The sequence below is a fragment of the Streptomyces kanamyceticus genome (genome assembly GCF_008704495.1).
GTDB lineage: Bacteria > Actinomycetota > Actinomycetes > Streptomycetales > Streptomycetaceae > Streptomyces > Streptomyces kanamyceticus.
In genome coordinates, this window is record NZ_CP023699.1 from 1,598,005 (window position 1) to 1,619,838 (window position 21,834).

Consider the following 21,834-nt stretch of genomic DNA (forward strand, 5'->3'; position numbering starts at 1 on the left):
GTCATTAATTAAACCATGTTCTTGGAGGTGGGGCAACTGCGGCTGCCGTGTTCGCCGATACCCAGGGACAGGGCTGCGGCGGCGCGGATCATCTCGGCCGCCTCGGCGGCGGTCCGCTCGGGTTCGTCACCCCAGCACCACAGCATGGTGCGCCGGTAGGTGTCCTCGCTGAGCTTCAGCTTTCGCCACCGCACGCCGGACACAGGACGGCCGTTGATGTGGTTGGTGAGCACCACAAGGGAGTCGGCAAGGGCTCGGTGGAAGTTGTCCCACGGTTCACCGCGCACGGACCACCGGGGCCGGGTGGAGCGTACGCCGCGCTCCCATGCGTGCAGCACGGGGCGGTGTCGGCCATCCGGCCGGGCTGCCAGAGGTGGTCGCCCTGGTAGAGGCCGACGCGTTCGATGTGGTCGGCTGCGGCAGCGAGGATGCGGGCGGGGGTGGCCGGTGGCTTTCGAGACGGCACGATCATGCCTCCTAGGGGTAGGTCGCGGGTTCGGTGACCGGGGGCGGCGGACGACCGCCCCCGGGCCTCGACGGGGCTTACGCGGATATGGATCCGGCCGTGGATCGGCCGATCCGCTTGCCGCCGATGTCTGCGCGGCTTCCCGCGACCCAACCGGCTCCGTAGCCGTTGCCGGTCACGGTGGTCGTGCCGCCCTTGCGTGAACGCGGGTAAGCCTGCTGGTAGTTGCGGGAGACAACGGTCTTGCGGTCGGCGAGCACCAGGGCCGCACTGCGGCCGGTGGCGGCGGTCTCTGCCCTGGCCTCGTCGCGCGCTCCGCGCTCGGCCTGCTCGATGCGGTCGCCAATGCGGTTGATGAAGCCGAGGAGCCAGGAGCGGCGCCATGCGCGCGCACCCTGCCCGCCCGGGACCGACTGCGCGGCCAGACCGCCGTTCATCTGGAGGAGAAGGGAGGTGTAGAGCAGTTCGACCCGCTCAAGGTCGCTCGCGTACCCGAAGATGTGGACCCGGCGACCCGGGCCGCCGCCGTCCCGGCCGAGGTGGATGAGCTTGCAGCCGAGAGCGAGCGCGATGCGGTTGACGAGGCGGACCCGCTCCATCGCCCACGGGTTGTCCAGAACGATCTGACGGTCCGTCGGGGCGTCGCTGCCAGGCTTGGCGTCGTTGAGCATTGCCTGCTCGACGCCGTACTTCGCCATCATCTCGAACGCCCGCTTCCGGGCCAGCTCCGCTTCCGACTCCGGCGTACGGGGGTCTTCCGCCTTGGCGAGCAGGGCGCGGATGGTTTCGAGCTTCGCGGGGACCTTGGTCTCGTTCATGTGCGTTCTCCTGGTGAGAGAGGTTGTCGGCGGCCGGTCGGCCCGCCGGTGCCGGTCGGGGGTTGCCCTCCCCTTCCGACATAATTAATTAAACCATATTCTAAGGGTTGGGTCAACCCGGATACCGCCTCTGACCTGCCCTTTTCATACACCGTCGCCCCCGTACTCACGTGGCCGGACCCGGCCACAACGGACCTGGGCGGGGTTCCCTCCTCGGTCGGACGGCACTGCCCGGCGCGCCGTGGTGCAGGGCCGCATGGTGGAGCGCCCGGAAGCGCCAACTTCCGGAGGCACGGAGGAAGTTGGCGATCCGGACGTACGACCGTGCGGCCCTGCGGCGCGGTGCGCGAAGCTGGGACGGCCGATCGAGGAGGGAACCCCGCCCTTCACCTCGACCACGACGGCGCCGCAGCCAAACGACTCGCCCCTCCCCCTCCGAGGGAGGACCCGCCGGAGGCATGGAGGTCGTGAGGTCGGCGCCGATGACGCTTTCATGGGACTTCTTCCCGGCCCCGTGCTTACCGTGCGCGCCATGAGCAGGCATTCCGAGCAGTATCGCGTCGAGATCGAGGAAGCCGTCCAGACCCTGATCGGAGAGATGGAGGACGTCGTGCACCACCAGGTCGCCGACAGCCGCTGGCATCCGGCCTTCAAAGAGGTGGAGGACCTGACGGACGACGAATTGCGTGAAGCGGCCGATCAGTTGGCACGGCAGCTGATGAGGTCGGGCCTCAAGGTGCTCGCCGCGACTGCGCACGATCACGACTTCAACGGGGAGGGCCGATGACCACCGCATCGTCAGCAGGGGTGAGTGCGGCCGAACTCCGGCGCCGGGTACGGGCGATTGAGGCGCTCCAGGCAAAGACTCGTGAGCTGGCGGCAGCGAACGTCCTGACGGCGAGAAAGGCCGCGGCGGAGGCGGCAGCGACGAAGGAGTCGGCTGATGTGTCGGCCCGCGAAGCGGCAGCGGCGGCTCTACGGCTCTTCGACAACGACGCCAGGCTTGTCTCCGGGCTCCTCGGCGTACCGGCCGAGGAACTGGAGCGCGAGGCGAAGCCTGTTACCGCGGCCCGGGCCAAGGAGATCATCGAGTCACTGCGCGCTCGTGCGGAACGCCCGCGGACCCGCCGCTCACGCTCTTCCCGGTCGACGGCATCGCAGTCCTCAACGTCGGCTCCGGCTGTTGCGGCGGCGGCCCCGGTTTCGGCCGACGGCGACGCTGATGCCGCGTGAGGACGGTCCCGGGTCCGGCCTGTTCCCGCTGTCCACGGTGGATCGAGCCGGGCTCGGTCCGGCAGAGGATCGGCCCGAGCAGCTCGCGCTGATCGGGGAACCGTCACCGGTACGCATTCCGGCGGCCGAGTGGGCCCTCTGGCTCGCCGACGAGTCGGTCCTAGCCCGGTACTGGGCGAAGGTCCACCGCACGGCGGGGGCGGAGTGCTGGTTCTGGTGCGCGGGGATCTCCAGCACGGGCCACGCGAGCTTCCGTGCGGCGTCGCTTCCGGGCCGGACTCGGCGGGGCACCGTGCCGGGGCACCTTTACGGGTACCAGCTCGCGCACGGCGTGATCCCCCGGCTCGGGTGGGGCAACGACAGCCCCACCGTCTGCCACACCTGCGATAACCACTCGTGCCAGCAGCCGAAGCACCTGAGGCTCGGCACCCCGGCGGAGAACCGGGCCGAGTGGCTGGCGCGGCGCCGCAATCCCGGCAGTCCTCTCGCTGACCTCCGCGGGCCCGCTGGCCGATCGCGGGCCATCGGCTCGGCGATACGGGACGGCTTGGCTCTCGGCGAATCCGATGCGCAGATCACTCATCGCGTCCGCGCCGTGGCAGCGGCTGGCAGACCCCTGAGCCTGTGGTGACCCTGACGCCGGAGCCGGTCTCGCGCTCCGACTGCTTCCCCTAATGCCGCCTCGGCCAGACCAGAGGAAGATGCCGACGATGCGGAGACCGGCCAGATAGATCGTCGCGGTCTTCTCGTAGCTGGTAACACTCACTTAAGTGACGGTGCTGTGGCCCTGGTGCCAGGCGCAGAGTCCGAGCGAAGCACCGCGTAGCGGGCGATGCCCGCGTGCAGCTCCGCCTGCTCATGCTCGGGCAGAGCGGCGCCCTGGGCGAACGTCAGGATGTGCTCGGCAACGTCGCGCAGCTTGACGTTGGTGCGCTGGGACACGTCACGTAGAACCCGCCACGCGCCCTCCGGCGGCATGCCGCCCAGGGTGACGACGACGCCGATCGCTTGGTCGACGGTGGCGTGCGAGGTCACGGCGGTCTTCAACTGGTCGACCTGTACAAGCAGGCGAGCGTGCTCGTCGGCGAGTTCAGCGGCGGAGAGCAGCACCAACGGCTTGGTGGGGTGCACGGCGAAGAAGGCCATCAACTCGAGGGGCCCTTCCGCGTCGGGAAGCCCGGCCCGCGTAGGAACTCCAGGAGACGATGGTTGCGGCCCAGCCAGTCGGCCCACCGAGGACTGAGAGTAACGGCCGCCTGGCCCCAGTCACCGCGCCTGGGCAGGCACTCTTCGAGCTTTTCATACCAATGGCGCCACCGTGGAAGATTCGCAAATTACGGCATGTTCAAGCGGAATGATCTGGTTCGAATTCCACTGAAGGCTAGAGAGTTTCTCTCTTCCGGGTATTTTCAGCGCTGTTCGCGCTCCTGGGCAGCGCAAGGAGTTTGTAGCAGGTCCCCGTTTAGGTCCGCACAGGCGAACTGACCGCCTCCCCCTTCACCTCCATGGCTCTGAGCTGCGAATAGGACGGAAGTACGCAGAAGTCAGCCCCTTGCAAGCATGTGCCGAGCGCAGCCATTCGGCGCATGACTACCTCCGCCTGCCTGACTATGCGTCAGCACACACTACGCTCTAGCGCGCCGCCCCTTCTCGATTCGCGAGGCCACGGTATACCGCCCGCAAGTGAGGCAAAACGCCCATCCATAGGCGCCCCAATGACGGCCTGAACTTGCCTAGAGACTATGCCGGAAGCTCAGTAACGTACATGTACCGCTTCCCCATCGACCCCATCAGCCCTTAACCGCACCCGTGTTAGCAGTCTGCACTGAGCGGTATTTAAGAAGGCCTGACTTCGATAGCGCTCTCAAGGGCGTATGGACGGGTACAGACTGTCCGTCCGTACGGCCAGTAAAGGAGGCAGCACTGCGAGCGGCTTGAGCGCAGATCACCCAAGGCCCAACAGATCCATCACAATACCCAAATCCGGAATACCCCGTTGGAGGCGCCTGGAAATAACAAAAGAAGCCACGGCACGTTCGAGCAAAACCAATTGGAGGGACCACCCATGCTCACACTCTTCCGAAATCTTCGCACGCCAGTAGAGGGAAGGCCGCACCGCAGCTTCGCGCTAACCAGCCTGCTGGTTAGCTTTGCGCTCGGAGCAGCCGCCACACTCGCCCCCAGCGCGGGGGAAGCCACCGCAAGTGAAAAGTTAGCCGACGCCAGATGTAATCTCCCTCAGGGTGTACTGTCCCCCAGCGACCTCCCTTCCGGATCATCTGTCGTTGAGTGCCAGGCCGTTGGGCGCATGGTGCGCTCCGAGGGGGTTGAGCTCACAATTCCGGAGCCGGGAATGGGGGTGTCGTTCGAGGGAGTTTCGGCACTAGGTACGGACCCGCAGCATTTCCAACTCGAAGTATCGACCGATGGGGTCATCAGGTACCCCGAACCTAGAGCGCCCGAAGGAGGCGTAGAATCCAATAATCCCGCACCTGCAGCAGATCCCGACGCTTGCGATGACGGGGCGAATGCATGGCTGGACTGGTCGGCGTACCCCACCTACAAGTGGTACATCGGCGATGGCGGAATGCCTGGCGCGCTCTCTCGGTCAGCAGCGCAGAAGGCATTCGCAGATGCCATCAATAACATAACTGCGAGCTACAACGACTGCGGACTTTCTGACGAGGTGTCAGTGGGTCACGACTACGCGGGGACGACGACCTACGAGAGCGACATGACCGCTACCGGCTGCGCCGAGCGCGACAAAGTCGGCACCTGGGATGCGGGAGATCTCGCGGTTGGAACTCTGGCAGCGACATGTGCCTGGTATTTCACAGGCGGCGGATCGTTCGGCCAACTCGAAGAGGCTGACGTGCGCTACAACACCAAGGACTACGACTTCACGAACGACCCGGTCGCCGGACCCTGCACCAACAAGTACGACATACGATCCGTCGGCACGCATGAAGCTGGCCATGTATACGGGATGGCCCACGTCGGCAACGGGCATTCGAACCTGACCATGTACACCAACTCCTTCCTCTGCAACACAAAGGCCAGGACCCTGGGCAAGGGTGATGTCCTTGGCCTCCGGAAGCACTACTGACCAACACCAGCTCATTCATTCGGCCACAACCGTCGACGGCTGTCTTGCGCTCCAAGTCGGCCTGCTGAGACCGACCTCCGCCGGATGATCCCGCCGCGCCATCATCGTGCGGGCCGGGTGGCGGCGTCCATACTGCAACGGATCACTCCGGAACGTAGACCGTTGTGGCTCAGCGCCACCCGGCTCGCGCGGGAGCACCCCAGGCTGCCTGCAGAAAACTGTCGCGGGACATCTCCACCGTGACCAGCCTGGCGGCTTGATGAAACCTGCTGAGAGCCTCATACGTCACACCCTCAGGGCGGCATGCCGCTGCCCGTCACCTGTCTCGGACAGGTCCCGGAGATGCACGTGGACGGAGGTAGTTCATGGCAAGTCCTGTGCAGTCACGAAGAATACCTACCTGGGCCAGCGTTGTTACTGTGGGCGCCATTCTCACTGCTGGGTGCGCGCCGCAGTCGGATGAGGGCGTCAGTACACCGCGTCGACATCAGGAAGAAGGCGCACCAGCACAGAAGCAGGGCGGGGGAGCAGCTGCATCCTGCGCAAAAGGAGTGACCTTCAAAGGGAGCTCCTATTGGGATCTTGGACGCATGGAGTTCACCGTCGGCGACAAGCTGGGCACTGCTCGCTCCATTCCCTGTGACGATGTGGATGGCGTCGACGTAGGAGAGAACCACGGTCGCGACCGTCATAAATCGGCTGATCCACAGTCAGCTTCCTACAATGTCTACAGGGTCAAAGGGATTGACACGAGCATCGCCATCGCGATCGGTCAATCACCGGCGGAATCCACTCTCTTCTCTGTTCACAAGGAGAACGAAGGGTTGCCGCCGGAGGTTCAGCGACTCGTCAACTCTGCCTGACGACCTCGTGCATGGTCGACCGTGGGGCGTGATGGTGGCACTTGTCGATGGGGTTCATCCTGCAGTTCCCGGCGGAAGTTGGCGGCCTCTCCGGCAGCGGCCAGGTCCGGCGACAGCCGGAACGATCTCGTCGAGGCGTCCGCGGCGGCCGTGGTGACGAGCTAAGGCCCACCAGTTCCTTAGATGGGCGATGCGAACTGCATCCAAATACCGGCGATCTCGTACCGTGAACTCTTTCCAACCTGTCGCCCGATGTCAGCGACCGAGGTACGTGTCGACCTGGCCACGATGGTAGCCGCGACGCCTCAGGTTGAAGGCCGGGATTGGTCCCCGTTCGTCGGCAGGCAGCGAGAGGTAAGCGTCAACCTCTTCCCGGTCGTAGCCACGCCGAACCAACTCAAACCCCACCGGGCGTCGTGAATCGGCGTCCCCCTCTTCCTTGGTGCCGGGATCGGCCGTGGTGACGCGGACACGGCCGAGGTACTCGTCGACCTGGTCACAGTCATAGCCGTGGCGAACCAGATTGAAGCTCGGGATTGGTCCCCGTTCGTCGGCAGGCAGCGAGAGGTAGACGTCAACCTCTTCCCGGTCGTAGCCACGCCGAACCAGCTCAAACCCCACCCTCGGGAGTGCTGAGGGAATCGCAGCTGGCTTCCGACCCTGCTCAGGTTCGGAGCCCGCCGCGCCAAGCCTGGCGGTAGCGCCGAGACTGGCGCGCGTTGCGGTTGGGGCGCCCATAGCACCCGGCCCCGGTCGACGGCCGCTTTCCAGCCTGCGGAGGGCATCGGAGACGTCGGCGGCGGTTGCGTAGCGCTGTTCGGGTTCCTTGCGTAGCAGGGTCAGCACGAGTTCGTCCCAGTCGGACGGGATGTGCGCAGCAACCGAGCTGGGAGCTGGCGGGGGCTGGGTGAGATGGGCAGTGAGGTACCCCACGGCGTCGGGAGCTTGGAACGGCAGGCGCCCGGTGATCAACTCGAAGAGGAGGCAGCCGAGCGCATACAGATCGCTGCGTGATTCTGGGAAGCCGCGCGCTTGTTCGGGGGCCATATACGGGGGCGTGCCCACAATGAAGCCGGTCTGAGTGAGCCGGTTCGCCGTCGCGTAGGGGTCGGCGGCTCGCGCGATACCGAAGTCAAGGACCTTCACACGGCCAGTCGCCGTGATGAGTACGTTCGAGGGTTTGATGTCGCGGTGCAGCACTCCGGCCTCGTGGGCGTCGGCCAGGGCGTCACAGATCTGCGCGCCCCACCGGGCCGCGTCCGGCAGCGAGACAGGTCCGCGGCGTACCAACGCGTCGAGTGCCTCACCCCGCAGGAGCTCCATCACCAGAAAAGGTGCTGTGCCGTTCTCACCGTTCGCTTGCCCGAGGTCGTGGACGGTCACGACGTTCGGGTGATGCAGCGCGGCGGTGATTCGTGCCTCGCGCAGGAACCTGGCTCGCGCTTCATCGCCTTTGTTGTTGCCCCCGGCCAGCATGGCGATCAACTTGACTGCGACCAGGCGCCCCAACGTCTCGTCCCGAGCTTCCCAGACCTGGCCCATGCCGCCCTCGCCGAGCTGCCGCAAGAGCCGGTAGCGGTCCCCGAGGAGTTGGTCTGCCACCGTTGTGCCTCCACTGGCTTGAGCGTGATGCCTGTCGGCATGGAGCGGCAGGCTCGGTACGGGTCTGCTGTGTGACCATGTCACGCCCGCGTGTTCAACGTGCCAATCGTGAGGGGGCGTGGCCAAGATCTCCACTAGGATCCGGACCATTTTGTGACGCCCAGAAGATGCCTTTCCGAGCAGCGAGGCGGAGCCGGACTGCGATCCCCCTTGCTCCCTATTTGCAGTTGCGCGAATGTCCGTGGCTACCGTGGCAGGAACGGCCCGATCTTCGCGGCGGGTAAAACGAAGTTGCCGTTGTGACTCTTGCGGGGGCCGTAGCCTGATCGGGAGAGGCCGATGAGTTGGGGTGGGACTACAGCGTGCCACTGAGCCTCTCCAAGCTAGCGGCGCTGACCGAGAGTTGAACAAACCTACGCGATGGCGAAGCTCCTGGTAGACGGGTTCTCGACCAAGATCACCCGTGTCCGCCAAGAGCTTCGCGTGCTTGTCTATCCGTCCTCGATTGATCTGTCCAGCCGCACCCTGCGGTTTCTGACCGGACAACTGACAGCCAGGCGCCAGGACATCGGGACGCGGTGGCGGCGGCTTCCCGCAGCACGACAGGCCCTGCTCGCCCTGGCCCACCTGCGGTGCGGTGACACCTACACCCAACTCGCGGCCGCGTTCGGTATCGGGATTGCGACTGTCTACCGCTACATACGCGAGGCCATCGCATCCCTGTCTGCCCTCGCCCCGTCCCTGACCGATGCGATGAAGACGATCCAGAAGAAGGCGTTCGTCATCCTCGATGGCACCCTGCTGCCCATCGATCGCATCGCCGCCGATACCCCGTACTACTCCGGGAAACACAAACGCCACGGCATGAACGTCCAGGTCCTCACCGATCCGTTCGGACGGCTGCTCTGGGCATCGCCAGCTTTGCCCGGCTCGACTCACGACCTGACCGCCGCGCGACAGCACGGGATCATCGACGACCTCACCGATGCGGGCCTCAAATGCTGGGCGGACAAGGCGTATCAAGGAGCCGGCGGACCCGTCCGGGTACCGTTCCGAGGCCGCCGCCTGAAGAGGTGGAAGCGCCACCACAACACCACCCACGCCAAGATCCGCTGTCTCGGCGAGCAGGCCATGGCGGCCCTCAAGGGCTGGCGGCTCCTGCGGGAGCTCCGCTGCAGCACCAACCGCATCACCAACATCGTGAAGGCCATCCTCGCCCTCCACCACCACGCGTCAGCGTGAGGTTGGAAAGAGCTCCGTGCCGCCCGTGATCGTGCGCGAGGACAGGGCGGGCCTGTACTCACACCAGGAGCGCATCCGCAGCAAGGGCTCGGGGCAGGACAGCGCGTGGGTGGAGGAGGTGCGGGCCGGCTACCGCATGCTGCTGTCTCTCGATGTGCCCGAGGTGTGGGAGAACGACACCGTTCTGGTGGTCGAGGCGCGCGACGAGCAGGCTGCAGAGCCTACATATCGGTGACCGCTCAGGGCGCCGTGTCGTCGCTTCCTGTGCTGCGAACGGTTTGTCATGGGTCGGCCGCATAGCGTTGGGGCCCCGCGCGTACAGCGAGCACGAACTGGACGGAGGCGGCCAGCGCCCTACTGGGCCCCCGCCTACGGGGAGCACTTGCCGGTCTGGCCCAGAACGCGGACGCCGTCGGGACCACCCCCGCGCGTGCGGGGAGCAGATGGCGCAGTGGGAGGCGGGCGGCTACCGGGAGGGGCCATCCCCGCGGGCGCGGGGAGCAGGCGTGCGTGGACTTCTTCGCCCCGCCCTTGTTGGGTCCATCCCCGCGGGCGCGGGGAGCAGGGGCGGGGGTGCTCATTGCGGCGTCCTCTTCTGGGTCCATCCCCGCGGGCGCGGGGAGCAGTCGGGGGACGTCTTGCCTTCGGCCAGGGCTTTGGGTCCATCCCCGCGGGCGCGGGGAGCAGCCTGCGGCCGACGGGATCCGTGTGCGGTACGCGGGTCCATCCCCGCGGGCGCGGGGAGCAGAGCAGGTCGTCGATGAACAGGGCGTCCGCGTCGGGTCCATCCCCGCGGGCGCGGGGAGCAGTGCCCGCAGTGCGGCACACGCGGTGCCGAGGAGGGTCCATCCCCGCGGGCGCGGGGAGCAGCGTTCGGCGGCCGCGCGCCTGCCCAGGACGTCGGGTCCATCCCCGCGGGCGCGGGGAGCAGACTGATTGACCTGCAGAGATGCCCGGTCCCCTTCGTCGTTTTCGGCACATTCATCAATTTGGACATGTAACACGAAGCGGCACGAGAGGCATTCGTCTGGCCAGACGAGACTTCACCACTAGAGGCTCCCTTCGAGAGCATCGTCGCAACCGGGACAGCGGAAGATGAAGAATCCGCCCATCGGCGTCGGGGATTGCACTTGGATGTCGTTGTGGATGAGCGGCGGAGCCGGATGACGCACGGCATCAACGAAGGTCTTTCAGATCCTGCCCGCAAGGTGTGGGCGAAGTACGACGCAGGGACGGATGGCTGGCTGCCGTTGTGGCGACACATGGCCGACAGCGCTGCGGTGGCCGGTCTGCTGTGGGATCGATGGTTGCCCGAAGCGGTGCGGCGACTTGTTGCCGAGGTGCTGCCAGAGGGCCTGGCGGATGCGCGTCGACTGGTGGTGTGGCTGGCAGGGGTGCATGACATCGGGAAGGCAACGCCGGCCTTCGCCTGTCAGGTGGAGGGTCTGGCGGAGCCGATGCGCCGGGCGGGTCTGGCGATGCGCTCAGAGCGGGAGTTGAGGCCGGAGCGGAGACTGGCGCCCCACGCGCTGGCCGGGCAGGCGTTGTTACAGGAGTGGCTGGAGCAGGAGCACGGGTGGCCGGGCCGGGCCACCGCGCAGTTCGCCGTCGTGTTGGGTGGGCATCACGGGGCTCCGCCGGAGGATGCTCAAATCTATGACCTGGCCTGTCATCCCGGGCTGCTGCGGACTCCCGGTGGGAGTGCGGCCCTGTGGCGGCGAGTGCAGGTCGAATTACTCGACATGTGTGCCCAAGAGTTCGGCGTACGGCATCGTCTGGCCGACTGGCGGGCGGTCAAACTGCCCCAGCCCGTGCAGGTGCTGTTGTCGGCACTGGTTATCGTCGCGGACTGGATCGCGAGTAACCGAGATCTTTTCCCGTACTTTCCCGAGGCGGCCGGGCAGGGACAGGACGAGCGTGTTGCGGCGGCCTGGCGCGGGCTGGCGCTGCCCGAGCCGTGGCGGCCGGTGGCGCCGGACGGCTCGGCCGCCGAGCTGTTTGCCGCTCGCTTCGATCTGCCCGATGGGGCCGCGCCCCGTCCCGTGCAGGAGGCGGCGGTTCAGGTGGCGCGGGAGATGGCGACGCCCGGTCTGCTGGTCATCGAGGCGCCGATGGGGGAGGGCAAGACCGAGGCGGCGCTGGCGGCGGCCGAGATATTGGCGGCCAGGGCCGGGGCGGGCGGGGTGTTCTTCGCGCTGCCGACGATGGCCACCGGGAATGCGATGTTCCCGCGCCTGCTGAACTGGCTGGACCAGCTGCCCACCCTGGAGGGGAAGCGGCTGTCGGTTCAACTGGTGCACTCCAAAGCCGCGTTGAACAAGGACTTCGAGGTGCTGATGCGCGCCTCGCGGCAGCACATAGCCGCGATCGACGCCGAGGCCGGACAGGAGTTGCCCCGCCCCGGTGCATCGCGGCGTCTGGCGCCCGCGGAGCTGGTGGCGCACGAGTGGCTGCGGGGACGCAAGAAGGCGATGCTGGCGTCGTTCACCGTGGGGACGGTGGATCAGCTGCTGTTCGCCGGGCTGAAGAGCCGCCACCTGGCGCTGCGTCATCTCGCGCTGGCGGGCAAGGTCGTCGTCATCGATGAGGCGCACGCCTACGACACGTACATGAACTCCTACCTGGACCGGGTGCTGTCGTGGCTGGGCGCCTATCGGGTGCCGGTGGTGGTGCTGTCGGCGACGCTGCCCGCCGGGCGGCGCCGAGCCCTGGCGGAGGCCTACGCGGGTGTCGCGGCGGGTGCCTATGAGGTGGTGGAGAAGGCGCAGGAGTATCCGCTGGTGACTGCGGTCGCTCCCGGCCAGGAGCCGCTGCTGGTGCGCCCGGAGGCCTCCGGGCGCACCAGCACGGTGTGCGTCGAGCCGTTGGTGGATCGTCTGGAGGTGCTTGCGGACCGGTTGGAGGATGAACTCGTCGATGGCGGGTGCGTGTTGGTGGTGCGGAACACGGTGAACCGGGTGCTGGAGACGGCGCGGGTGCTGCGGGAGCGGTTCGGCGAGGACGCGGTGACGGTGGCGCACGCCCGGTTCGTGGATGTGGATCGGGCGGCGAAGGACCAGGATCTGTTGGACCGGTTCGGCCCGGACCCCACCCTGCGGCCCCGGCGGCACATTGTGGTGGCCAGTCAGGTCGCCGAGCAGTCGCTGGATGTCGACTTCGACCTGCTGGTCACCGATCTGGCGCCGGTCGACCTGGTGCTGCAGCGGATGGGGCGCCTGCACCGGCATCGGCGTGGGTCACGGCCCGAGCGGCTGCGTACGCCGCGCTGTTTGGTGACCGGTGTCGACTGGAGCACGGGCCCGCCCGATCCGGTGCGCGGCTCGCAGTTGGTCTATGGGCGGCACGCGCTGCTGCGTTCCCTGGCCGTTCTTCAGCCGCATCTTGAGGGTGAGGTGGGCCCGGTGCGGCTGCCGCAGGACATCAGCCCGCTGGTGCAGGACGCCTACGGCGACGGGCCGGTGGGGCCGCGGGGCTGGGGCGAGGTGATGGAGGAGGCGCGGACGCAGCACGAGCGGCAGCAGGACTTGAAGGAACAGCGTGCCGGCGCGTTCCGGCTCGGGGCGCAGGCGAAGGCCGGGCGGGCGCTGACGGGCTGGGTCGCGGGCGGGGCCGGGGATGCGGACGACACCCGGGCCGGGCGGGCGCAAGTCCGCGACAGTCAGGAGAGCCTGGAGGTTCTCCTGGTCCAGCAGCATGCGGACGGCTCGCTGACGACGCCGGAGTGGATTGGCGAGGGCCGGGGCGCTCTGCCGCTGCCCCTGGACGCGGTGCCGTCGGCGCGGGCGGCGAAGGCCGCGGCGGCGTGCGGACTGCGGCTGCCGCTGCAGCTCTCCCATCCCAAGGTCGTCGATCAAGTGATCGCCGAGCTGGAGGAGTTCTGCGTACCGGCATGGCAGACCAAGCAGAGTCCGTGGCTGGCAGGGGAGCTTATTTTGCCTGTTCACAGCGATTGTCAGACCTGCCTGGCAGGGTTCGTCCTCAGCTACTCCCCCAACGACGGGCTTGAGGTGCGACGTGACGCATGACCAGAGGGCCGAGACGGCGCAGGGTCCGCTGTCGTTCGACCTGACCGACCGGCCGTGGCTGCCGGTGCAGCTGTTCGATGGCAGCCAGACGGTGCTGTCGTTACGGGAGATCTTCGCCCGGGCTGGCAGCGTCCGGCGGCTGGCCGGTGATGTTCCCACCCAGGACTTCGCTCTGGTGCGGCTGCTGGTCGCCATCCTCCATGACGCGCTGGATGGACCCCAGGACCTGGACGATTGGGCGGAGTTGTGGGAGTCGGACGAGCCGTTCGCGCCGGTGCCCGGCTATCTGGACTCCCATCGACAGCGGTTCGACCTGCTGCACCCGGTCTCCCCGTTCTTCCAGACGCCGGGTCTGCGGACAGCCAAGGGGGAGGTCTTCCCGCTCGACCGGATCGTGGCGGACGTGCCCAACGGCACGCTGTTCTTCACGATGCGACCCCAGGGCGCCAAGAGGATCTCCTTTGCGGAGGCGGCCTGTTGGGTGGTGCACGCGCAGGCGTACGACACCTCCGGGATCAAGACCGGGGTGGTCGGTGACGAGAGGGCCAAGGCTGGCAAGGCCTACCCGCAGGGTGTGGCCTGGGCAGGCAGCATCGGCGGGGTGCTGGCCGAAGGGCCCACCCTCCGCGAGACGCTGCTGCTGAACCTCATCGCCGCCGACGGCCCCATCACGGCGGTGGGCGGCAAGGACCGACCCGCCTGGCGCGGCGGGCCCGCCCGGCCGGGAGCCGCAGCCGACCTCGCGCTACGGCCGTATGGGGTGCGCGACCTGTACACCTGGCAGTCGCGCCGCCTGCTGCTGCACGCGGACGCCGACGGAGTGCACGGCGTCGTACTCACCTACGGTGATCCCCTCCCCCCGCAGAACCGGCAGGGGCTCGAGCCGATGTCCGGCTGGCGGCGCAGCCAGGCCCAGGAGAAGAAGCACCAGCAGGCTTTGGTGTACATGCCGCAGGAGCACGACCCGGCCCGCGCTGCCTGGCGGGGCCTGGCCGCGCTCATCGCCCCGCGCGATCACAACACCGCGCCGCGCGGTGAGCCGCCCTCCCGGCTGCGGCCCGGCCTGGTCGACTGGATCGCCCGTCTGATCAATGAACGGGTGCTGCCTGACCGGATGTTGATCCGGATACGCACCTACGGCGTGGTGTACGGCACTCAGCAGTCCGTTGTCGACGAGATCACGGAGGACGCCGTCACGCTGTCCGTGGTCCTGCTCAGCGAGGCCGACCGCGGTCTGGGGCAGTGCGCGGTGGATGCCGTGGCTGATGCGGAGACGGCCGTCACCGCGCTCGGCGCGCTGGCCGCCGCCCTCGCGCAGGCGTCCGGCAGCGAGGTGGAGGCTCCCAAGGACACCGCCCGCGACCTGGGGTTCGGCGCCCTCGATGGCCCCTACCGGGCTTGGCTGGCCGCCCTCCACCCTGGCGATGATCCCCAGCAGGCCCGCGCCCAGTGGCAACAGACGGCGCGCCGGACGCTCGCCCGCATTGGCGCCCAACTCGTCGCGCAGGCGGGCGAGGCCGCCCGGCAGGGGCGGGTCATCGAGCTGGCTAAGGGCGGCCAGCTGTGGCTCAACTCAGCCTCGGCCGACCTGCGTTTCCGCACCAGGCTCAACGCATGTCTGCCGCTCGCCTCACCCCCCGCCCCCGGGTCCGAGGAGTCGCCGGGCGGCCGTCCCCGGAAGGTGTCCGCATGACCACCCAGACCTCATCCCGCGCCGCGCTCGGCAGCGTCGGCACTCTGGTGGACGGCCAGATCCGCCGTCTCCAGCAGGGCCACCTCGCCGACCGCTCCGACGCGGTCGCCACCCTGGCCCGGCTGCGCCGCGGTGCGGGCCGGGCTCCGATGGCCGTCCCCGACCTCTGGGCCCTGATCGACCTGACGGAGCTGTCCGCCGACCCCCAGTTCAGCGGCGAGGCCGCGCAGACCCGTGCCCAGAACGCCACGTACGCCGCGTTGACCCTGTGGGCCCTGCATCAGCAGTCCCGCCAACGGCCCATGCACCGTCGGGACGGCCTTGGCCTGGGCGGGGCCGTGCGCCGCCTCATGCCCGGCAACGAGATTGACGACCCCGTCCGCAAACGCTTCGTACGGGTCGGCGCGGCACCCACCTGGGACGCCCTGGCCGTCCGGCTGCGGGAGGTGGTGACCCTGCTGCGGCGCGAGGAGATCAGCCTCGACTACGCCCTGCTGGCCGACCAGCTCCACACCTGGCAGTACCCCCACCGCCGCGCGGCCGTCCGGGATGCCTGGGGGCGCTCCTTCCACGCCTACCGCCCCCAGACAAGCACTCCCACCGACGGTGCCGACAACAGTGCCGTTGACGAGACCGACCCGAAGGACACGCCGTGACCAGCCGCATCATCCTCGACGTGCACGCGCTGCAGAACGTCCCGCCGAGCAACCTCAACCGCGACGACACCGGGGCCCCGAAGTCCGCCGTCTATGGCGGGGTCACCCGCGCCCGGGTCTCCAGTCAGGCCTGGAAACGCGCCACCCGCCGCTACTTCGCCGCCCTCCTGGACCCGGCCGAACTGGGCGTGCGCACCAAGCGTGTCGCCGAGCTGCTCGCCGAGCACATCACCGCCCTGGATGAATCCATCGACCCCGCCCAGGCCCTGAAGATCGCCGCAGAGACGCTCCAGACCGCGACCGGCTCCAAGATCGAACCGCCCAAACGGCAGGCGGAGGCGGCGAAGAAGAACGGCACCGCCGAGCCCGCGCCCGCCTCCTCGTACCTGATGTTCCTCAGCGCCCGCCAGATCGGCGGGCTGGCCGAGCTGGCCGTCGAAGGCGCAGGCGACATCAAGGAGTTCTTCAAGAACAAGGAGCACAAGGCCCGCGCAAAGCAGATCGCCGACACCCAGCACTCCGTCGACATCGCCCTGTTCGGCCGCATGGTCGCCGACTCCACCGACATCAACGTCGACGCCGCGGCCCAGGTCGCCCATGCCCTCAGCGTCCACCGCGCCGAAGTGGAATCGGACTACTTCACCGCGGTCGATGACCGCAACACGGGCGCCGAGCCGGGCGCCGGAATGATCGGCACCGTCGACTTCAACTCCGCCACCCTCTACCGCTACGCCGCCGTCGACGTCGACCTGCTGGAACGCAATCTCGGCAAGGGCCTGGCCGCCGACAAGTCCCCGGCCACCCCCGTGCGCCGGGCCGTTGAGGCGTTCGTGGACGGCTTCGTCGCTTCCCTGCCCACCGGGAAGATCAACACGTTCGGCAACCACACGCTGCCCGACGCCGTCATCATCAAGCTCCGCGCGGCCCGCCCCATCAGCTTCGTCTCCGCCTTCGAAAAGCCCGTGCCCGCCGACGAGTCGGGCGGCCACATGGAGGGCGCCTGCACGCGCCTGGCCGACTACATCCCCGAGCTCGAACGCGCCTACGGCGACGAGAGCGCCGCCACCTGGGTGCTGCGCATCGGCTCGGCCACTGCGAAGATCTCCGGCCTGGGCACCGAAGTCCCCAGCCTGAACAAGCTCGTGGAGAGCGTCGGTGCGGCCGTCGCCGAACGCCTGGAGCAGCGGGGATGAGTGTCCTGGCCCTGCAACTGGCCGGTCCCCTGCAGGCGTGGGGGGCCTCGGCCCGCTTCGCCCGGCGCACCACGGAGAACGCCCCCACCAAGAGCGGCGTGATCGGCCTGCTCGCCGCCGCCCAGGGCCTGGAGCGCACCGCCGACCTCACCGCGCTCACCGCCCTACGCTTCGGGGTGCGCATCGACCAACCGGGCACGCGGATAAGGGACTTCCAGACCGCCCACCACCCCGACACCGGCCAGGCGATGCCTATCTCCGACCGCTACTACCTGGCCGACGCGGTCTTCGTCGCCGCCCTGGAAGGCACAGCCGACCTCATCGCGGAGCTGGACGCGGCACTGCGCTGCCCGCACTACCTGCCCTTCCTCGGCCGCCGCTCCTGCCCGCCCTCCCGCCCCCTCAACCTGGGCGTCCACTCCACCGGCGCCCTGGAGGACGTCTTGGCCGCGGAACCGTGGCACGCAGCCGAATGGCACCAAAGGCGGCACCGGCAGGAGACCACGGTGGCCCTGCCCGTCCTCACCGAGACCCGCGGCGGCGACACGGCCGACTCCCTCACCGCAGACACACTGCGCGACCAGCCCCTCAGCTTCGACCCCCGCCACCGCCGCTACGCCCTGCGCACCGTGCAGAACCGCACCGTCACCGTCACCAATCCCCATGCCCAGCCGGCCACCGCCCGCCGCGGCGTTCCGCCGCACGATCCGACCAGCCTCCTGGAAGACGTCTGATGTTCCTGACCCGATTCCGCGTCAACACCGCGCGCCCGGCCAGCAGGCAACTGCTCTCCTCACCGCAGGCCCTGCACGCGGGCGTGATGAGCTCCTTCCCGCAGATCCTGCCCAGTGCCCCCGATGCCCCGCGGATCCTGTGGCGCATCGACCGCAACGCGGCCGCCGAGGTCATGCTCTACGTCGTAGGCCCCCAGCGCCCCGACCTCACCCACCTCGTCGAGCAGGCGGGCTGGCCCGCCGCGGCCGCCGCCGGCACACCGGGCTGGCAGACCTACCACTACGCGCCCTTCCTCGACCGCCTCGAAAACAAGAGCGTGTGGAACTTCCGTCTCACCGCCAACCCCGTACACAGCATCCGCAACCGCGACGGCGTACCCACCAAACGCACCGCGCACCTGACCCCCAAACACCAACTGGGCTGGCTGCTGCAGCGCCAGGAAGCCTCCGGATTCCGCGTGATCACCAAACCCGCCGACCACCGGCACACCGAACACGGCGACGAACACCAGATCACCGTCAGCGACCAGCGCAGCCTCGACTTCGGCAAACGCAGCACCGACCAAAAGCGCCCCAACCGGGTCACCCTCACCACCGTCACCTACAACGGCCGCCTGGAAGTCACCGACCCCCCTGCGCTGCGCCGCATCCTCACCCAAGGCCTGGGCAAGGCCAAGGCGTATGGCTGTGGCCTGATGACGCTCGCCCCGGCGGAGTAGCCCGGTGAACACCCCCGGCCAGCGCCCGGCCAGCGGTCCGCGCGACCTCACCCGCATCGCCGACCGAGCTTCCTTCGTCTACCTGGAACGCTGCACCATCCACCGCGACGCCAACGCCATCACCGCCAAGGACGCGGACGGCACCACCCACATCCCCTCCGCGACCATCGGCACACTCCTCCTCGGCCCCGGCACCCGCATCACCCACCAGGCAATGAGCGTGCTCGGCGAGAGCGGCGCGGGCGTGGTGTGGGTCGGTGAACAGGGCGTGCGCTACTACGCCTCCGGGCGGGCCCTGACCAGCTCCTCCCACCTCACCGAGGCTCAAGCGGCACGCTGGGCCAACCGCCGCAGCCGCCTGGACGTGGCCCGCGCCATGCACCGACTGCGCTTCCCCGACGACTAACGGAGTCCCATTTTGGGTGACTACGCCTGTTTCGGTGAAAGCGTTGAGCCTTCAGACTCCGCTACGACAAACATGCAGGCCACCGAGCCTGCTCCCCGCACCCGCGGGGTTGGTCCCGGTCACCAGGTGTCCTCGTTGAGGGTGGCGTGCTGCTCCCCGCGCCCGCGGGGTTGGTCCCCGAACTGGAGTGTGACCATGCCCGACCCGCGCCTGCTCCCCGCGCCCGCGGGGTTGGTCCCTCGCCAAGAGCGTTGCGAACGCGGCCGCCTCCCTGCTCCCCGCGCCCGCGGGGTTGGTCCCCAACTGCAGCACCTGTTCCGTGTGCACGACCCTTGCTCCCTGCGCCCGCGGGGTTGGTCCCGGCGCGCACTACGCGGAGATCGTGCGGGCCAACTGCTCCCCGCGCCCGCGGGGATGGACCCGCCCTCTCCGTCTGGCACGACAAGACCGGCGGCTGCTCCCCGCGCCCGCGGGGTTGGTCCCGCATCACCCTCAACGAGGCCGCCGCGAACAAGCTGCTCCCCGCGCGCGCGGGGCTGGTCCCAGCGGGGACAGCCTCAGCGCCGCCCTGCCCGCCTGCTCCCCGCGCCCGCAGGGTTGGTCCCCAGTCCGTGCGCGGCCTGCGGGACAACGCCCGCTGCTCCCCGCACCCGCGGGATTGGTCCCACGGCGGGCGGCACCGTCGGGTCCCAGATGCGCTGCTCCCCGCGTCCGCGGGGTTGGTCCCGGTCGAGGAAGAGCCGAACTCAACCTCGATGTCTGCTCCCCGCGCCCGCGGGGTTGCTCCCGCCCTTACCCTCCAGGCAACCCGCTGGTGGGTCTGCTCCCCGCGCCTGCGGGGTTGGTCCCGGCGGGGTGGTGTATGTCCACGCGTGGGTACGCTGCTCCCCGCGCCCGCGGGGATGGCCCCCATTCCCACCAGGTGGTGCCGGGGGTGAGGAGCTGCTCCCCGCGCCCGCGGGGTTGGTCCCACGGCGCTGATGACGGCGACGATGGCCGCTGCCTGCTCCCCGCGCCCGCGGGGTTGGTCCCACCACCGGCCGCCGCTGCTCCGGCACCAGCCCCTGCTCCCCGCGCCTGCGGGGTTGGTCCCCAGAACTGCTCGGTCTCGCCGTCCTCGTAGATCTGCTCCCCGCGCCCGCGGGGGTGTCCCCAAGACCTCCGCGTCCGGCCCCGGAGGGTTCGGCTGTTCCCCGCACCCGCGGGGATGGACCCGAATGCCGCCGGTGCGGAGCCGAGGCGGAGGAGCTGCTCCCCGCGCCCGCAGGGTTGGTCCCTGATCGAGGGCGGCGTGCCACTCGGCGAGCTACTGCTCCCCGCGCCTGCGGGGTTGGTCCCTTGCAGGTGGGATCGTGGATATCACTCAGAGTCTGCTCCCTGCGTCCGCGGGGTTGGTCCCAAGCCCCTCGCGCAGGGCCTGCTGACGGGCAACTGCTCCCCGCGCCCGCAGGGATGGACCCACGGTGCGCACGCGCGGCGGAGACCTCGTCGACTGCTCCCCGCGCCCGCGGGGATGGACCCTTCGGCATCTGGATCTGTCCCGCCTCGATCTGCTGCTCCCCGCGCCCGCGGGGTTGGTCCCCGCCACAGGTCCTCGTCTTCGATCCCGGTGTCCTGCTCCCCGCGCCCGCGAGGTTGGTCCCCCGCCCTCCGAGGGCGGCCGCGGATTCCGGCTCTGCTCCCCGCGCCCGCGGGGATGGACCCTGTCGTGACGAGTGAGACGCTGGGGAACCACCCTGCTCCCCGCGCCCGCGGGGATGGACCCGAGGAAGAGCGCCGGTCCTTCTCAGAGATCGACTGCTCCCCGCGCCTGCGGGGATGGACCCTGCTGGATCCGCACGCGCGTGGTGCCCGGGGTCTGCTCCCCGCGCCCGCGGGGTTGGTCCCGCCTCCAAGTCGAGGCGTTCCTCCAGGGATTCCTGCTCCCCGCGCCCGCAGGGTTGGTCCCGCGAGCGCCAACTCGTCCTCCGCGTACGGCCCCTGCTCCCCGCGCCCGCGGGGATGGACCCTTACGCGGCGGTGACGTACTGCTGGGGCCGCTCTGCTCCCCCGCGCCCGCGAGGATGGACCCTTCGGCATCTGAATCTGTCCCGCCTCGATCTGCTGCTCCCCGCGCCCGCGGGGTTGGTCCCGCCTCCAAGTCGAGGCGTTCCTCCAGGGATTCCTGCTCCCCGCGCCCGCAGGGTTGGTCCCGCGAGCGCCAACTCGTCCTCCGCGTACGGCCCCTGCTCCCCGCGCCCGCGGGATGGACCCTTACGCGGCGGTGACGTACTGCTGGGGCCGCTCTGCTCCCCCGCGCCCGCGAGGATGGACCCTTCGGCATCTGAATCTGTCCCGCCTCGATCTGCTGCTCCCCGCGCCCGCGGGGTTGGTCCCTCGTCCCAGCCCACCGCCGCGTTGCGGCGCGCCTGCTCCCTGCGCCCGAAGGGTTGGTCCCCGTCGGCGCTGGCTTCGGACGGGGTGGGCTGCTCTCCGCGCCCGCAGGGCTGGTCCCCAGACCTGGCCTGCGCGATCCTCGTAGGAGGACTGCTCCCGCACCCGTGGGGTTGGCCCCCGGCCGAGCACGGTGCCCGTGCCGCGTGCGGTCTGTTCCCCGCGCCCGCGGGGATGTTCCCAAGACCTCCGCGTCCGGCCCCGGAGGGTTCGGCTGTTCCCCGCACCCGCGGGGATGTTCCCAGCGGGCCGATGCCGCCCGCGCCGGTGTCCTCCTGCTCCCCGCGCCCGCGGGGTTGGTCCCCGCCCTTCACTGTGCACCCCGCAGGGCCGGGGCTGCTCCCCGCGCCCGCGGGGTCGGTCCCCCGGTTGAGGGAGCCGGTCTCACGACCGGCTTACTGCTCCCCGCGCCCGCAGGGATGGCCCCGGGATGAGCTTGACGCGTCGCCACAGGCCATCCTGCTCCCCGCGCAGCGGGCATGAACCCACGATCGCGTGGATGTGCGGTTGCCAGCCTGACTGCTCTCCGTATTCGCGGGGATGGTCTACCTGGCCTGACGGATCAGCGGTGGCCCCGTTTAGGAGCGGGTTTTGGCCCCACTTGGGCGTCGGAAAGGCGTTGATCACCAGTGAGTTTTGGCCCCA

General features: G+C 69.1%; 16 protein-coding genes, 2 pseudogenes and 1 CRISPR repeat array. Of the genes and pseudogenes, 14 read left to right on the top strand and 4 right to left on the bottom strand.

Annotated features, from left to right (window positions below; translation table 11 throughout):
• Positions 1-8: 8 nt before the first annotated feature.
• Together CP970_RS44750 and CP970_RS06050 are read right to left on the bottom strand one after the other, a co-directional pair.
• Positions 9-472 (bottom strand): annotated as a pseudogene (locus CP970_RS44750) (DUF6197 family protein).
• 71 nt (positions 473-543) lie between these two features.
• Positions 544-1,284 (bottom strand): DUF2786 domain-containing protein, encoded by a 741-nt coding sequence (locus CP970_RS06050; protein WP_055545617.1) that lies wholly within the window; start codon positions 1,282-1,284, stop codon positions 544-546.
• Positions 1,285-1,816: 532 nt separating this feature from the next.
• Here CP970_RS06050 and CP970_RS06055 point away from each other — a divergent pair.
• From CP970_RS06055 to CP970_RS06065, 3 genes are read left to right on the top strand one after another with little or no spacing between them, the layout of a single operon-like run.
• On the top strand, positions 1,817-2,071 hold the full coding sequence (locus CP970_RS06055; protein ID WP_150493031.1) for a hypothetical protein: 255 nt from the start codon (positions 1,817-1,819) through the stop codon (positions 2,069-2,071).
• Positions 2,068-2,517, top strand: coding sequence for a hypothetical protein (locus CP970_RS06060; RefSeq protein WP_150493033.1), 450 nt, complete (start codon positions 2,068-2,070; stop codon positions 2,515-2,517). The genes CP970_RS06055 and CP970_RS06060 overlap by 4 nt, the downstream gene beginning before the upstream one ends.
• On the top strand, positions 2,507-3,148 hold the full coding sequence (locus tag CP970_RS06065) for an HNH endonuclease (protein WP_055555415.1): 642 nt from the start codon (positions 2,507-2,509) through the stop codon (positions 3,146-3,148). The genes CP970_RS06060 and CP970_RS06065 overlap by 11 nt, the downstream gene beginning before the upstream one ends.
• Before the next feature lie 131 nt (positions 3,149-3,279).
• Here CP970_RS06065 and CP970_RS06070 read toward each other — a convergent pair whose 3' ends face one another.
• Positions 3,280-3,663, bottom strand: a complete 384-nt coding sequence (locus tag CP970_RS06070; protein ID WP_055555413.1) for an ANTAR domain-containing protein — start codon at positions 3,661-3,663, stop codon at positions 3,280-3,282.
• A 1,162-nt stretch (positions 3,664-4,825) separates the two neighbouring features.
• Between CP970_RS06070 and CP970_RS44755 the strand changes: the two genes are divergently transcribed.
• Complete coding sequence (locus tag CP970_RS44755) at positions 4,826-5,623, top strand: zinc metalloprotease (RefSeq protein ID WP_224058277.1); 798 nt, start codon at positions 4,826-4,828, stop codon at positions 5,621-5,623.
• 365 nt (positions 5,624-5,988) lie between these two features.
• A complete protein-coding gene (locus CP970_RS44760) occupies positions 5,989-6,486 on the top strand; it encodes a DUF6281 family protein (RefSeq protein WP_224058279.1) in 498 nt (165 codons plus the stop codon).
• Between the two features lie 255 nt (positions 6,487-6,741).
• Here the strand turns inward: CP970_RS44760 and CP970_RS06090 are convergent, their stop codons facing one another.
• The gene (locus tag CP970_RS06090; RefSeq protein WP_224058281.1) at positions 6,742-8,088 is read right to left on the bottom strand and encodes a serine/threonine-protein kinase; all 1,347 of its coding nucleotides are present in this window, start codon (positions 8,086-8,088) and stop codon (positions 6,742-6,744) included.
• A gap of 483 nt (positions 8,089-8,571) precedes the next feature.
• Here CP970_RS06090 and CP970_RS06095 point away from each other — a divergent pair, with 483 nt between their 5' ends.
• The 9 genes and pseudogenes from CP970_RS06095 to CP970_RS06135 all read left to right on the top strand — a co-directional run.
• Entirely contained in the window at positions 8,572-9,330 is a 759-nt protein-coding gene (locus CP970_RS06095; protein WP_055555419.1) for an IS5/IS1182 family transposase, read from the top strand.
• A 16-nt stretch (positions 9,331-9,346) separates the two neighbouring features.
• Positions 9,347-9,565: a hypothetical protein gene (locus CP970_RS06100; protein WP_150493037.1), complete on the top strand. Its 219-nt coding sequence runs from the start codon at positions 9,347-9,349 to the stop codon at positions 9,563-9,565.
• A gap of 179 nt (positions 9,566-9,744) precedes the next feature.
• Positions 9,745-10,261: a CRISPR direct-repeat array (repeat unit 29 nt; unit sequence GGGTCCATCCCCGCGGGCGCGGGGAGCAG).
• 232 nt (positions 10,262-10,493) lie between these two features.
• Entirely contained in the window at positions 10,494-13,355 is a 2,862-nt protein-coding gene (gene cas3 / locus CP970_RS06105) for a CRISPR-associated helicase Cas3' (protein WP_191094876.1), read from the top strand.
• Positions 13,345-15,048 carry a type I-E CRISPR-associated protein Cse1/CasA gene (gene casA, locus CP970_RS06110; protein ID WP_055550872.1) on the top strand — a complete coding sequence of 568 codons (1,704 nt, stop codon included), beginning with the start codon at positions 13,345-13,347 and terminating at the stop codon, positions 15,046-15,048. Before cas3 ends, casA begins: the two co-directional genes overlap by 11 nt.
• Positions 15,045-15,704: a type I-E CRISPR-associated protein Cse2/CasB gene (gene casB, locus CP970_RS06115; protein ID WP_055550874.1), complete on the top strand. Its 660-nt coding sequence runs from the start codon at positions 15,045-15,047 to the stop codon at positions 15,702-15,704. Before casA ends, casB begins: the two co-directional genes overlap by 4 nt.
• Positions 15,701-16,897 (top strand): type I-E CRISPR-associated protein Cas7/Cse4/CasC, encoded by a 1,197-nt coding sequence (gene cas7e / locus CP970_RS06120; RefSeq protein WP_150493039.1) that lies wholly within the window; start codon positions 15,701-15,703, stop codon positions 16,895-16,897. Before casB ends, cas7e begins: the two co-directional genes overlap by 4 nt.
• The gene (cas5e, locus tag CP970_RS06125; protein WP_150493041.1) at positions 16,894-17,631 is read left to right on the top strand and encodes a type I-E CRISPR-associated protein Cas5/CasD; all 738 of its coding nucleotides are present in this window, start codon (positions 16,894-16,896) and stop codon (positions 17,629-17,631) included. Before cas7e ends, cas5e begins: the two co-directional genes overlap by 4 nt.
• Entirely contained in the window at positions 17,631-18,350 is a 720-nt protein-coding gene (gene cas6e / locus CP970_RS06130) for a type I-E CRISPR-associated protein Cas6/Cse3/CasE (RefSeq protein ID WP_055555325.1), read from the top strand. Before cas5e ends, cas6e begins: the two co-directional genes overlap by 1 nt.
• Positions 18,351-18,354: 4 nt before the next feature.
• Positions 18,355-18,753, top strand: a pseudogene (locus tag CP970_RS06135) (CRISPR-associated endonuclease Cas1); the annotation flags it as partial.
• Between the last annotated feature and the right edge of the window lie 3,081 nt (positions 18,754-21,834).